The following is a 12,326-nucleotide window of genomic DNA, read 5'->3' as shown; positions in this document are numbered from 1 at the left end:
GAGGGCGGCACCCCTGATCGGGGTGCCGCCCTTCGGCGTCTGTGTGGGAACTCCGCGCTGAGTCCTCAGTACGCGCTGTTCACGTTGTCCATGGAACCGTACTTGTCGGCCGCGTAGTTGGCGGCGGCGGTGATGTTGGCGACCGGGTTGTAGATGTCCCACGAGGTACCGGCCACGTGGTACGCCTTGAACGTCGGCGGGATGACCTGCAGCAGACCCTTCGACGGGATGCCGTTGATGGCGTTGATGTCCCAGTCGTTGATGGCCATCGGGTTGCCCGAGGACTCACGAAGGATGTTGCGGTGCAGGCCCTCGTAGGAGCCGGGGATGCCCTTCGACTTCATGATGTCGAGGGACTCGCGGATCCAGCCGTCGAGGTTGTTGGCGTACGTCTTCGCGGCGACCGTCTCGAGCTTGATGCGCTGCGTGGAGCGGCTCGCGACGGCGGACTCGGCGCGCGACGCTGCGGCCTTCTTCTTCGCCGCTGCGTGCGCGGCCGTCTTCTTCTTCGCGGCCTGGGCGGCCGCCTTGTGCTTCGCGGCCACCGCGTTGGCGGCCTTCTTCTTCGCCGCGGCCGCGGAGTCGGTCGCGGCCTTCTGCTTCGCCGCGATGGCCTGCGCCTTCAGGTCGGCGCCGGCCAGCGGGCCGGTGACGCCGGCCTTGACGTCCTTGATCTGGTGCTCGCTGTAGGCGACCTGTGCCGTGGGGGCGGCGGCGTCGTCCGTGGTGGTGTGCGAGTTGTCCGGCACCAGGGAGAACGCGAGGGCGGCGGCACCGAGGGTGGCCACACCGGCGATCGAGAGCTTGTGGAGCTTGGTCAGCGTCGGACGATGACCAGGAGTGTTGATGTTCTTGGGCATGACTGATGGACCTCTTCGAATAGCGCGGAGGTCGCTCTTCGTCCCGGCGGGGGACTGTGTGTTTCCGGAACAAACGCTGCGGGGGAGAACCCGCCGCGCTGAGCGACAACGCAATTCTTAGCGGCCGCAAAATGCTGTGGCAAAGGTGTGACCTACGAAGTCGGATAGTGGACACGGAAGGGGCAAATCGGGGCAGACTGGCACGTCTTCCCTGGTCATCTTGTCCCTTTTATCTCCTATGCTCCTTCGTACGTGACCTGGACCCTATGTGCGGGCTCACATGGGCCCCAGGCCGATCTGACCGGCAGTTGCGAGAGCAATGCTAAGAGTGAGGGCCCTCCTCCGGGAGGATGAGGTGCACGTCCCCGAATTCGTGCCAGAGGTAGCGCATACGCAGTGCCTCCTCGTACCCGCGGTCGATCGCCGCCCTCCCCGCGATCGCCTCCAGCATCAGCAGATGCGAGGCCTCCGGCTCGTGCAGCCCGGTCAGCAGCCCGTCGACGGCCCGCACCCCGTGCTCCGGGGTCACCACGAGGCCGGTCCAGCCCTTCGCCGCCCGGACCAGCCCGTCCGCGCCGGTCGCGGACTCCACGGCCCGCACGGCCGTCGTACCGACCGCGATGATCCGGCCCCCGCCGGCCCGCGCCGCGTTGATCAACCGGGCCGACACCGCCGGCACCTCGTACCGCTCGGGATACGGCGGCTCGTGCGCCTCCGCCGACGCGACCCCCGTGTGCAGCGTGACCGGCGCGAACTGCACTCCGCGGCTCACCAGCTCCGCCACCAGCCGCGCGGTGAAGGGGCGTGCAGCGCTCGGCATCTCCGCGCTCCCCGCGCCGTCGTCCGACGGCAGCGCGAACACCGTCTGGTACACGGACAGCGGCTGGTCCCGGTCCGTATAGGAGTAGCGAATGGGCCGCCCGTGCCGCCGCAGCAGTCCCCGTACGTCCGCGTCCGGCACCCGCCCCCACCACAGCCGCTGACCGCGCGCGCTCAGCGGCTCCTCCAGAACGAGGCGTACGTCCCCGGGCAGGCGCACCACTGTCCCCGCGGGGCCGCCCGCACGCGCACGCGTGGTCCCCCTTCCGTCGGGATCCCGCAGCTCGACCGCCCACCGCCCGTCGTCGCCACGCGTGGAGAAGTGCACCACCACGCGCGCGTGGCCGATCCGTCCGTCCACGGCCGCCGCCAGGGTGGCCGAGGTGTTGACGATCAGCAGGTCACCGGCCCTCAGCTGCCGGGGCAGCTCCACGAACCGGTGATGCGACACCTCGGTACCGCGCGACACCAGCAGCCGTACGGAGTCCCGGTCACGGCCGGGACCGCGCTGCTCCGCGGGCACCCGGGCCGACAGCTCCTTCGGAACGCTTCCCCACTCCCGGCCGCGCCCGACCGGAGGAACCCCCATCGCCGTCGTCACCGCTCCTCCAGCAGGGCCGCGGCCGTGTAGCGCCCACTGGCCGGCCGTTCGTCGAGCAGGCGCAGAAAGGCCGGAACCACACTGTCGGGCGCCGGCCGCGGACCGTCGTCGTCCGGTACGGCCGCCGCATAGAGGTCCGTGCCCATGTCCCCGGGGTCCACCGCCCACACCCGCAGGCCGGGCTCCTCCTCGGCGAGAACCGCCGAGAGATGGTCGAGAGCGGCCTTCGAGGCGCCGTAGCCGCCCCACGTCTCGTACGCCTCCGCCGCGGCGTCCGAGCTGACGGCGACGACCGTGCCGGCCCCGGCCGCCCTCAGCAGCGGCAGTGCCTCCTGGATCAGGCCCAGCGCGGCGACCACATTGACCTCCAGAGCTTGCCGCAGCCCGTCCAGGCCCAGCTCCTCCAGGCGCACCAGCGGCTCGGCGCCCAGCGCGCTCGCGTTGTTCACGAGCAGGTCGACACCCCCCAGCTTCCGGGCCGCCGCCACCAGCCCGGCACGGTGACCGGCGTCCGTCACGTCTCCGGGCAGGGCCTCCACGCGCGTCCCGTACGCGGACAGCGCCTTCGCGGTCTCCTCCAGCACTCCGGCCGTCCTGGCGTCGAGCACCAGATCCCAGCCGCGCTCCGCCAGAGCCGCGCCGAACGCCCTCCCCAACCCCTTCGAAGCCCCCGTGATGATCGCTACCGGCATGACATCCGTCCCCTCGCTGCAGCCGCCTTCCCGGCGGGTGTCCTCACGGTAGGAACCGGGTCCGCCCCGCCGCCTCGTGCGCGGGCCGCAATGATCAGGGGCCCTTCGTCCTAGGCCCAATGGCCCGGCCGGCGTCATCACGGGTCCGATACGCGCTGTCACACCCCGCCGGTAGTTTGGGGTCATGAGTCAAGGACCCCGGTCGGGCCTGTACGCGGTGAGCTCCGCGCTGCTGGCCATGAGCAGGCATCTCGAAGTGCGTGACGTCCTCAAGACGATCGTCGCTTCGGCGCGCGAACTGCTCGACGCGCAGTACGCGGCGCTGGGCGTGCCCGACGACCACGGAGGCTTCGCCCAGTTCGTCGTCGACGGGGTCAGCGACGCGCAGTGGAAAGCCATCGGACCGCTCCCGCGCCAGCACGGCATCCTCGCCGCGATGCTGCGCGAGGCCCGCCCCGAGCGCCTGGCCGACGTGCGCAAGGACCCCCGCTTCGAGGGCTGGCCCGCGGCCCACCCCGACATGTCCGACTTCCTGGGCCTGCCCATCCGCGACGGCGACGAGATCATCGGCGCACTCTTCCTCGCGAACAAGTTGCGTCCTGAGGGACAGCCGTGCCCCGAGCCGGACGGCAGGTGCGGTTTCACCGAGGACGACGAGGAACTCCTCACGATCCTCGCCCAGCACGCGGCGATCGCCCTGACCAACGCCCGGCTCTACGAGCGCAGCCGCGAGCTCACGATCGCCGAGGAGCGCTCCCGGCTCGCGCACGAGCTGCACGACGCCGTCAGCCAGAAGCTGTTCTCGCTGCGCCTCACCGCGCAGGCCGCCGCCACCCTCGTCGACCGCGACCCCTCCCGCGCCAAGGGCGAACTGCAGCACGTGGCCGCGCTCGCGGCGGAGGCCACCGAAGAACTGCGCGCCGCCGTGGTCGAGTTGCGCCCCGCCGCCCTCGACGAGGACGGGCTGGTCGCCACCCTGCGCACCCAGATCCAGGTCCTCGACCGCGCCCATTCCGCGCGCGTGACCTTCTCCAGCCACGGTGTACGAGCGCTGCCCGCCTCCCAGGAGGAGGCCATGCTGAGGGTCTCCCAGGAGGCCCTGCACAACGCGTTGCGGCACTCCGGCGCCACCCGCGTCGACGTCACCCTGGACAGGCGCGGCCCCGGCGCAGTCCTGCACGTCACCGACGACGGCGGAGGCTTCGACCCCACCGCGATACGCAGCGCCGGCCGCCATCTGGGCCTGGTGTCGATGCGGGACCGGGCGAGCGGGGTCGGCGGCACACTCACCGTGGAATCGGCGCCCGGAAAGGGCACCGTGATCGAGATGGAGGTCCCTGGTGGCTGACGCAATCAAGGTGCTGCTCGTCGACGACCACCAGGTCGTCCGCCGGGGACTGCGCACCTTCCTCGAAGTGCAGGACGACATCGAGGTAGTCGGAGAGGCGTCCGACGGGGCCGAAGGCGTCGACCGTGCCGAGGAGTTGAAACCGGACGTCGTCCTGATGGACGTCAAGATGCCGGGGATGGACGGCGTCGACGCGCTGCGCAAACTCCGCGAACTCGCCAACCCCGCGCGCGTGCTGATCGTCACCAGCTTCACCGAGCAGCGCACGGTGGTGCCCGCGCTGCGCGCCGGCGCCGCCGGGTATGTCTACAAGGACGTGGACCCCGACGCGCTGGCCGGAGCCATCCGCTCGGTCCACGCGGGGCACGTCGTCCTCCAACCCGAGGTCGCGGGTGCCCTGTTGTCCCAGGAAGAGGTCAACTCGGGTCAAGGTAGAAGTGGTTCGCTCACCGAGCGGGAGCGCGAGGTGCTCGGCCTGATCGCGGACGGCCGGTCCAACCGGGAGATCGCCCGCGCCCTCGTCCTCTCCGAGAAGACGGTGAAGACCCACGTTTCGAACATCCTGATGAAACTCGACCTCGCCGACCGCACCCAGGCCGCGCTCTGGGCCGTACGCCACGGGATCGCGGACTGATCGTCAGGGGCCGCCGACCAGAGGATCCGTGCCCCGGCGCACTCCCTCGGCGCGCGGGCGGGACGGTGCCTTCCCACGACAACTCGGATGGTTCCGCTCCGGAATGAGATTCATACCGTCGTGTGTATGTCACCCGGACGGCGCATCCTCCGTGAGGCCCGGCCGTTCTCCAGTGCGCTGCGGCGGTCTGCCGCGGTGTTCGCGAGGAGGGGTTTCGCAAGTGAAGAACCTGAAGAAGTTCACAGCTGTCGCGATGGTGGCGGGCGGCCTGGTCGCCGCCGGTGCGGGCATGGCTTCGGCGGCGGACGGCGCGTCGGCGGGCGGCAAGGCCGTGGGCTCCCCGGGTGTCGTCTCCGGCAACCTCGTCCAGGCCCCGGTCGACGTCCCGGTGAACGTGGTCGGCAACAGCGTGAACGTCATCGGCGCCCTGAACCCGGCGTTCGGCAACGCGGGAGTCAACGGCTGAGCCCCACCGGCCACAAGGGCCTCGCGAACGGAAACGTTTCGCGGGGCCCTTCCGCGTCACACCGGCCCGAGCACCGAAGGCAGCCGAGCGTTCGGGCACCCGAGGGTCCACGCCCTCGGTGACCGGAGCGTCCGGGCGCGTGCCCCGCGCCAGGGGCTGTCGTTCGGATCGGGTCGCAGGTCGCAGGTCTCCGACGGTGCCTCGTCGGCGGGCGTGCGTGGGGTCGGGTACGTGCGGTTGGGCGGCGAAGGGCCCCAAGCGCCCGGGCAACCGAAAGCCCTGGACGCACGGAGGCCGACGCGCCCCGGCACGCGAGCCACGCATGACCCCGGGCAAGCAGGGCACCCAGGTGCCCGCGCACCTGAGGAACCCGGGCCACGCAAGGCATCTGCACTCCGCGCTGAGCGACGCTCAGCGCACCCCGCGCTCGCGTTCCTCCACGAAGGCGTTGTACGCGGCCACCTGCGCCCGCCGGGCCGTCCGCTCCACCGGCCGCAGAGCCTCGGCCCGAGCGGCGATCTCAGAGGCACTCACCGCGCCGCCGTGCCCGCTCTCGTACGCCACGGAAATCAGCATCCCGACCCGCTGCGCCAGCTCCAGGACGCGTACCGCGCGAGGCGGGTACCCGGGGGCCAGCACCTCCCGCCCCCGCTCGGCCCGCGCCCGGTACGCCTCGATCGCCGCCGCGGCGACGGGCCCCGACCCGGCCACATCCAGCCGTGACAGCACGTCCGTCGCGTCGCGGAGCGCTTCCGCCAGTTCCCGCTCGGCCTCCCCGAGCGAGGGCACATCGGCGGGCGGCGCCTCGCGTACGGCGAGGCAGTGCCAGACGACCTCGACATGCACATCACCGGTCGGCCCGGCCTCGGACACCTCGGGCACGAGCCCCAGCGCCGCGCCGTGACAGACCACGGCCTCCTCGGCGTCGAGGGCGCGCGCGTTGAACGCGGGCGGTCCGCTGAGCCCGAGCGGATGCCCCGGCGCGGGCAGCGCGACCCGCAGCCCGGCCACCCCGAGCGTGCGCAGCCGGCCGAGGGCGAGCGTGAGCCCGACGGGCCCGGACTCGCCGGGCAGCCCCTCGACCCGGTGCACCGCGTCGTCCCCGACGATGGCGAGCACGGCGTCGTCCGGGGAAACAAGTCCGGCCAATAGGGCGTTTCCCCATGCCGTCAGCTGTCCTGAGCGTGGTTCCGAGAGCATGCCCCCACCCTAAGGACCGGCCGATGGATCGGTGCGGCCGACCGGTGGCGTAGGTTTTCCCTGGGGGCTTCGTCCACAGACGTAAGCGACGGCCGAGACTGCAATGGGAGACAACGCGCTCATGAGCGATGTACTGGAGCTGGTGGACGTATCCGTGGTCCGCGAGGGCCGGGCTCTGGTGGACCAGGTCTCCTGGTCGGTCAAGGAGGGGGAGCGCTGGGTCATCCTCGGCCCCAACGGCGCCGGGAAGACGACCCTCCTGAACGTCGCCTCCAGCTACCTCTTCCCCAGCTCGGGCACCGCCACGATCCTCGGTGAGGCCCTCGGCCAGGTCGACGTCTTCGAGCTGCGCCCGCGCATCGGCATCGCCGGTATCGCGATGGCCGAGAAGCTCCCCAAGCGCCAGACGGTCCTGCAGACGGTCCTCACCGCCGCCTACGGCATGACCGCCGGGTGGCACGAGGACTACGAGGACATCGACGAGCGGCGCGCCCGCGCCTTTCTCGACCGTCTCGGCATGAGCGACTATCTGGACCGCAGGTTCGGCACCCTCTCCGAGGGCGAGCGCAAGCGCACCCTGATCGCCCGCGCACTGATGACCGACCCCGAGCTGCTGCTCCTCGACGAGCCCGCGGCCGGCCTCGACCTCGGCGGCCGCGAGGACCTCGTGCGCCGCCTCGGCCGGCTCGCCCGCGACCCGATCGCCCCCTCCATGATCATGGTCACGCACCACGTCGAGGAGATCGCCCCCGGCTTCACCCATGTCCTGATGATCCGTCAGGGCAAGGTGCTCGCCGCTGGCCCGCTGGAACTGGAACTCACCTCGCGCAACCTCTCCCTCTGCTTCGGCCTCCCGCTCGTGGTCGAGCAGGTCGGCGAGCGCTGGACCGCGCAGGGCCTGCCGATGGCCTGAACCGGCCAAACACGCGGACACACACCCCTTATCCGGCGTACCCGACTTGATCGTGCGCTCTGTCCGCCGGGGGAGTGCGGTCCTACCATGACCACGTGAACGACATCAACGCATGGGTGTGGTGGCTGGTCGGGGCGGCCGGACTCGGCATCCCGCTCGTGGTGACCGCGATGCCGGAGTTCGGCATGTTCTCCGTGGGCGCCGTCGCCGCGGCGGTCGCGGCGGGCCTCGGCGGCGGTGTCGTCCTCCAAGTGCTCGTCTTCGTGGCCGTGTCGGTCGCACTCATCGGAGTCGTACGGCCCATCGCCGCCCGGCACAGCGCCCAACGCCCCCGACTCGCGACCGGCATCGAGGCGTTGAAGGGCAAGCAGGCCATCGTCCTGGAACGCGTGGACAGTTCGGGCGGGGGCCGCATCAAGCTCGGCGGAGAGATCTGGTCGGCGCGCGCCCTCGACGCCGGACAGGCCTACGAGGTGGGCCAGGAAGTGGATGTCGTGGACATCGACGGAGCCACGGCGATCGTCATGTGACCTCGGACAACACAAGTGAACCGAACGCCCCACGTGGCAGACGACGTTCTGTCACACTCGTCCAGCAAGATCTTCAACACCCATGAGATCTTTCGGAATTACCGAGTGGAGAAGGGTACGGGGAGCATCGATGGAACCGATCATCATCGTCCTGATCATTCTGGTGGTGTTGGTCTTCATCGCCCTGATCAAGACCATCCAGGTCATCCCACAGGCCAGCGCCGCCATCGTCGAGCGCTTCGGCCGCTACACGCGGACCCTGAACGCCGGCCTGAACATCGTCGTCCCGTTCATAGACTCGATCCGCAACCGCATCGACCTGCGTGAACAGGTCGTCCCGTTCCCGCCGCAGCCGGTGATCACCCAGGACAACCTGGTCGTCAACATCGACACCGTCATCTACTACCAGGTCACCGACGCGCGGGCCGCCACGTACGAGGTCGCCAGCTACATCCAGGCGATCGAGCAGCTCACCGTCACCACGCTCCGCAACATCATCGGCGGCATGGACCTGGAGCGGACCCTGACCTCCCGCGAGGAGATCAACGCGGCCCTGCGCGGCGTCCTCGACGAGGCCACCGGCAAGTGGGGCATCCGCGTCAACCGCGTCGAGCTGAAGGCGATCGAACCGCCCACCTCCATCCAGGACTCGATGGAGAAGCAGATGCGCGCCGACCGCGACAAGCGCGCCGCGATCCTCACCGCGGAGGGCATCCGCCAGTCGCAGATCCTCACCGCCGAGGGCGAGAAGCAGTCCGCGATCCTGCGCGCCGAGGGTGAGGCGAAGGCCGCGGCCCTGCGCGCCGAGGGTGAGGCCCAGGCCGTCCGTACGGTCTTCGAGGCCATCCACGCCGGAGACCCGGACCAGAAGCTCCTCTCCTACCAGTACCTCCAGATGCTCCCGAAGATCGCCGAGGGCAACGCCAACAAGCTCTGGATCGTGCCCAGCGAGATCGGCGATGCCCTCAAGGGCCTCAGCGGCGCCATGGGCAACTTCGGCGGACTGGGCGGCGGTTCGGGCAACCGGGGTTCTTCCAGAGACTCCGGCGACGGCAACGAGCGCCGCGAGAAGCCGTCCATCACGGACTGATGCCGTACGACGATGGGGCCCACCTCCTGAGGAGGTGGGCCCCATCGTCGTACGGGCTACGCGGCCGGCTGGGCCAGCCACTCCGGCAGCGCGTCGAAGTCGTCCTGGCCCAGCGCCAGCAGCATGGCGTCCGCGGGCGTCGGTTCGAACGGCTGCCGCAGCAACGGCATCTGCGCCTGCTCCGGAGTACGGTCCGCCTTGCGGTGATTGTCCTCCGCGCAGGAGGCCACGGTGTTCAGCCACGAGTCCTGACCGCCCTGGGCACGCGGGACCACGTGGTCCACGGTCGTGGCCCGGCGGCCGCAGTAGGCGCACCTGTGCCGGTCGCGTACCAGCACACCCCGCCTCGACCACGGCGCTTGTCTTCGGAACGGCACCCGGACGTAGCGGCAGAGCCTGATCACCCGTGGCACGGGTATGTCCAACGCCGCGCCGCGCATGCGCAGTTCGGGGTGGGCCTGCTCGACGACGGCCTTGTCCTGCAGCACCAGAACGACGGCTCGGTTCAACGTCACCGTCGACAGCGGCTCAAAGCTCGCGTTCAGTACCAGCGTGTCCCGCATCCAGCCCACCTCCTCTTGCGCACCGGCCCACCTGCGGCGGGCTGGGATCAACTCTGGCCGGGCACGCCGAGATGGACAACGCAATAAAAAATGCCCGCCCCTGATCACTTCCATGACCAGAGGCGGGCAAACGTTCGGTGAACGTCAGTCTGCGGCGGGGGCGGCGTACTCACCGATCAACTGGGCGCGCGCCAGTGTGTGGAACCGCAGATTGAAGCCCACCACGGCGGGCGACACTTCCGCGTCGGGACCGAGCTTCTCCTGATCCACGGCGTACACCGTGAAGACGTACCGGTGGGCGGGATCCCCGGCCGGCGGCGCGGCGCCACCGAAGTCCCTGGAGCCGTAGTCGTTGCGCACCTGGACCGCGCCGTCGGGCAGACCGTCGAACTTGTCGCTGCCCGCGCCCGTCGGCAGCTCCGTCACCGAGACCGGGATGTCGAACACCACCCAGTGCCAGAATCCGCTCCCCGTCGGGGCGTCCGGATCGAAGCACGTCACGGCGAAGCTCTTGGTCTCCGGCGGAAAGCCCTCCCAGCTCAGCTGAGGTGAGGTGTTCCCGGCCGCGTAGACCTGCGCGTCCTTCAGTACCGCGCCCGGCTCGACATCCTCGCTGGCGACCGTGAACGCCGGCACCGGTGGATGGAAGTCGTGCGGGAGCGGCGGCTTCTTGAGCTCGGTCACGTCAGTACCTCCTGAACGGCGGATTCCGTACCGCGAGCCTAGAACCAGCTGCGCTTGCTGCCGACCTCCGACAGCCACTGGTTCAGGTATCCGGCCCAGTCCGTGCCCTGGAAGTCGTGCAGTCCCACCTGGAAGGAGCGGAAGGAGTCGCTGCCCTCGCTGAAGAGGCCCGGCTTCTTGTCCATCTCCAGGATGACGTCCATCGCACGGTCGTCCGCGACGAAGCTCAGCTCCACCTGGTTCAGCCCGCGGTACTGCGACGGCGGGTAGAACTCGATCTCCTGGTAGAACGGCAGCCGCTGACGGGTGTTGCGGATGTGGCCCTTCTCCATGTCCGCGTTCTTGAAGCGGAAGCCGAGCTGGATGAAGGCGTCGAGAATCGCCTTCTGCGCCGGCAGCGGGTGCACGTTGACCGGGTCGAGGTCACCCGGGTCGATGGCGCGGGCGATCTGCAGCTCGGTGGTGACACCGATGTTCATCCCGCGCAGGCTCTGCCCGTCGATCATGGTGATCGGCGTCTCCCACGGGATCTCCAGACCGAACGGAACCGTGTGCACGGCGCCGGCCTGGAGCTGGAAGGCCCCGCCGAGCCGCAGCTTCGTGAACTCGATGTTCTGCTTGTACTCCTGGTCGTCGTGGCCCTCGACCTCGACCTTGGCCTGAAGGCCGACCGACAGACCCTCGATCGCCTGGTCGACCGAGCCACCCTGGATCCGCACCTCGCCCTGGACGACGCCGCCCGGAACGGTGTTGGCCTCGGTCAGCACCGTCTCGACCGAAGCCCCACCGGCCCCCAAGCTCGCAAGCAGCCGCTTGAACCCCATGTCGTCACTTCCTCCCCAGGCAATGCCTGTTTCGTCCTCTGTCTGTATGGATCCCTTGATCCCTACAAACGCGATCCGGCCTCGACCGGTTCCGCGCCCTCACCCTTACAAGAGAGGGGACCTCTGACCACCCCGCCGACAAGCATCCGTCCGGACTGCTCCGAACCCCTCCGGACTCCGACGCGGCGGTCAGGACGGAGGGACTACGCTCGTACGCCATGATCGCGGCCCCTGACCGTACGCCCCTGACGCGGGACTTCTTCGACCGCCCTGTACTGGACGTCGCCCCCGACCTGCTGGGACGCGTCCTCGTACGCGCCACTGCGGACGGTCCGATCGAACTGCGCCTCACCGAGGTCGAGGCCTACGACGGTCCGAACGACCCCGGCTCGCACGCCTACCGCGGCCGCACGGCCCGCAACGGCGTGATGTTCGGCCCGCCCGGTCATGTGTACGTCTACTTCACCTACGGCATGTGGCACTGCATGAACCTGGTGTGCGGTCCGGAGGGCAGACCCAGTGGAGTCCTGCTCCGGGCCGGCGAGGTCACCGAGGGTGCGGACCTCGCCCGCAAACGTCGACTCTCGGCCCGATACGACAAGGAACTGGCCAAAGGGCCGGCACGCCTCGCGACGGCACTGGGGGTGGACCGGTCCCTCGACGGAGCGGACGCCTGCGGCCCCGAAGGCTCGCCCTTGACCCTGCTCAGTGGCACCCCTGTCGGCTCCGACCAGGTGCGCAACGGCCCACGCACCGGAGTCTCCGGCGATGGAGGCGTTCACCCCTGGCGTTTCTGGGTCGCCGACGATCCGACGGTGAGCCCTTATCGAGCCCATGCGCCCCGCCGCCGCTCAACTTGACGCGCCCCTGAGGGATCCGTAATGTAGCCCGAGCCGCTTGAACCGGTTACGGCGTTCAGCCAGCAGCCGAGAGCGGCCAACCCACTACCTACGACTTCCCTCCAGCGGGGACTTATTCGGCATGCCTGCATGCCTGAATTCGAACTCGCGGAACTCGATTATGAGTCGCCGAGGGATTCGGCTAACGTAGTGAATGTCGAAAGGCCACGAAACGCGAAAGCGCTGAAAGGCCGGAAGACAAA

Annotated in this window: 14 protein-coding genes; 7 read left to right on the top strand and 7 right to left on the bottom strand. The window is 69.7% G+C overall.

The window, feature by feature from the left end:
• Nucleotides 1-65 precede the first annotated feature (65 nt).
• The 3 genes from N4G66_RS07720 to N4G66_RS07710 all read right to left on the bottom strand — a co-directional run bounded on the left by N4G66_RS07720 (nt 66) and on the right by N4G66_RS07710 (nt 2,972).
• On the bottom strand, nt 66-860 hold the full coding sequence (locus N4G66_RS07720) for a transglycosylase SLT domain-containing protein (protein WP_261703227.1): 795 nt from the start codon (nt 858-860) through the stop codon (nt 66-68).
• Nucleotides 861-1,182: 322 nt separating this feature from the next.
• Nucleotides 1,183-2,268, bottom strand: coding sequence for an S-adenosylmethionine:tRNA ribosyltransferase-isomerase (locus N4G66_RS07715; RefSeq protein ID WP_261703226.1), 1,086 nt, complete (start codon nt 2,266-2,268; stop codon nt 1,183-1,185).
• Between the two features lie 8 nt (nt 2,269-2,276).
• Entirely contained in the window at nt 2,277-2,972 is a 696-nt protein-coding gene (locus N4G66_RS07710; protein ID WP_261703225.1) for an SDR family NAD(P)-dependent oxidoreductase, read from the bottom strand.
• 184 nt (nt 2,973-3,156) lie between these two features.
• Here N4G66_RS07710 and N4G66_RS07705 point away from each other — a divergent pair, with 184 nt between their 5' ends.
• From N4G66_RS07705 to N4G66_RS07695, 3 genes are all read left to right on the top strand, one after another.
• Nucleotides 3,157-4,320 carry a GAF domain-containing sensor histidine kinase gene (locus N4G66_RS07705; RefSeq protein ID WP_261703224.1) on the top strand — a complete coding sequence of 388 codons (1,164 nt, stop codon included), beginning with the start codon at nt 3,157-3,159 and terminating at the stop codon, nt 4,318-4,320.
• Entirely contained in the window at nt 4,313-4,954 is a 642-nt protein-coding gene (locus N4G66_RS07700; protein WP_261703223.1) for a response regulator, read from the top strand. Before N4G66_RS07705 ends, N4G66_RS07700 begins: the two co-directional genes overlap by 8 nt.
• 220 nt (nt 4,955-5,174) lie before the next feature.
• Nucleotides 5,175-5,420 (top strand): chaplin, encoded by a 246-nt coding sequence (locus tag N4G66_RS07695; RefSeq protein ID WP_315903620.1) that lies wholly within the window; start codon nt 5,175-5,177, stop codon nt 5,418-5,420.
• Between the two features lie 411 nt (nt 5,421-5,831).
• Here the strand turns inward: N4G66_RS07695 and N4G66_RS07690 are convergent, their stop codons facing one another.
• Entirely contained in the window at nt 5,832-6,620 is a 789-nt protein-coding gene (locus N4G66_RS07690) for a hypothetical protein (protein WP_261703222.1), read from the bottom strand.
• Nucleotides 6,621-6,741: 121 nt separating this feature from the next.
• Here N4G66_RS07690 and N4G66_RS07685 point away from each other — a divergent pair, with 121 nt between their 5' ends.
• From N4G66_RS07685 to N4G66_RS07675, 3 genes are all read left to right on the top strand, one after another.
• The gene (locus tag N4G66_RS07685) at nt 6,742-7,533 is read left to right on the top strand and encodes an ABC transporter ATP-binding protein (RefSeq protein WP_261703221.1); all 792 of its coding nucleotides are present in this window, start codon (nt 6,742-6,744) and stop codon (nt 7,531-7,533) included.
• 95 nt (nt 7,534-7,628) lie between these two features.
• Entirely contained in the window at nt 7,629-8,063 is a 435-nt protein-coding gene (locus N4G66_RS07680; RefSeq protein WP_261703220.1) for an NfeD family protein, read from the top strand.
• 130 nt (nt 8,064-8,193) lie between these two features.
• Entirely contained in the window at nt 8,194-9,153 is a 960-nt protein-coding gene (locus tag N4G66_RS07675; protein ID WP_261703219.1) for an SPFH domain-containing protein, read from the top strand.
• 56 nt (nt 9,154-9,209) lie between these two features.
• On the opposite strand, the gene N4G66_RS07670 is transcribed toward N4G66_RS07675, so the two are convergent.
• From N4G66_RS07670 to N4G66_RS07660, 3 genes are all read right to left on the bottom strand, one after another.
• On the bottom strand, nt 9,210-9,716 hold the full coding sequence (locus N4G66_RS07670) for an HNH endonuclease (protein WP_261703218.1): 507 nt from the start codon (nt 9,714-9,716) through the stop codon (nt 9,210-9,212).
• Nucleotides 9,717-9,860: 144 nt separating this feature from the next.
• Nucleotides 9,861-10,400: a YbhB/YbcL family Raf kinase inhibitor-like protein gene (locus tag N4G66_RS07665; RefSeq protein ID WP_261703217.1), complete on the bottom strand. Its 540-nt coding sequence runs from the start codon at nt 10,398-10,400 to the stop codon at nt 9,861-9,863.
• Nucleotides 10,401-10,438: 38 nt separating this feature from the next.
• On the bottom strand, nt 10,439-11,224 hold the full coding sequence (locus N4G66_RS07660; RefSeq protein WP_261703216.1) for a sporulation protein: 786 nt from the start codon (nt 11,222-11,224) through the stop codon (nt 10,439-10,441).
• A 218-nt stretch (nt 11,225-11,442) separates the two neighbouring features.
• On the opposite strand from N4G66_RS07660, the gene N4G66_RS07655 reads away from it, so the two are divergent.
• Nucleotides 11,443-12,084 (top strand): DNA-3-methyladenine glycosylase, encoded by a 642-nt coding sequence (locus N4G66_RS07655; protein ID WP_261703215.1) that lies wholly within the window; start codon nt 11,443-11,445, stop codon nt 12,082-12,084.
• The last annotated feature ends 242 nt before the right edge of the window (nt 12,085-12,326 follow it).

The organism is Streptomyces rhizosphaerihabitans (assembly GCF_025399795.1).
GTDB classification, from domain to species: Bacteria; Actinomycetota; Actinomycetes; order Streptomycetales; family Streptomycetaceae; genus Streptomyces; species Streptomyces rhizosphaerihabitans.
The sequence above is the reverse complement of the archived record's forward strand: the minus strand, read 5'-3'. Positions and strand labels throughout refer to the sequence as shown.

What these genes read in the sequence shown, in the direction of transcription:
- N4G66_RS07720 (WP_261703227.1), bottom strand. Translation starts at nt 860, where the DNA reads ATGCCCAAGAACATCAACACTCCTGGTCATCGTCCGACGCTGACCAAG.
- N4G66_RS07715 (WP_261703226.1), bottom strand. Translation starts at nt 2,268, where the DNA reads ATGGGGGTTCCTCCGGTCGGGCGCGGCCGGGAGTGGGGAAGCGTTCCG.
- N4G66_RS07710 (WP_261703225.1), bottom strand. Translation starts at nt 2,972, where the DNA reads ATGCCGGTAGCGATCATCACGGGGGCTTCGAAGGGGTTGGGGAGGGCG.
- N4G66_RS07705 (WP_261703224.1), top strand. Translation starts at nt 3,157, where the DNA reads ATGAGTCAAGGACCCCGGTCGGGCCTGTACGCGGTGAGCTCCGCGCTG.
- N4G66_RS07690 (WP_261703222.1), bottom strand. Translation starts at nt 6,620, where the DNA reads ATGCTCTCGGAACCACGCTCAGGACAGCTGACGGCATGGGGAAACGCC.
- N4G66_RS07685 (WP_261703221.1), top strand. Translation starts at nt 6,742, where the DNA reads ATGAGCGATGTACTGGAGCTGGTGGACGTATCCGTGGTCCGCGAGGGC.
- N4G66_RS07675 (WP_261703219.1), top strand. Translation starts at nt 8,194, where the DNA reads ATGGAACCGATCATCATCGTCCTGATCATTCTGGTGGTGTTGGTCTTC.
- N4G66_RS07670 (WP_261703218.1), bottom strand. Translation starts at nt 9,716, where the DNA reads ATGCGGGACACGCTGGTACTGAACGCGAGCTTTGAGCCGCTGTCGACG.
- N4G66_RS07660 (WP_261703216.1), bottom strand. Translation starts at nt 11,224, where the DNA reads ATGGGGTTCAAGCGGCTGCTTGCGAGCTTGGGGGCCGGTGGGGCTTCG.
- N4G66_RS07655 (WP_261703215.1), top strand. Translation starts at nt 11,443, where the DNA reads ATGATCGCGGCCCCTGACCGTACGCCCCTGACGCGGGACTTCTTCGAC.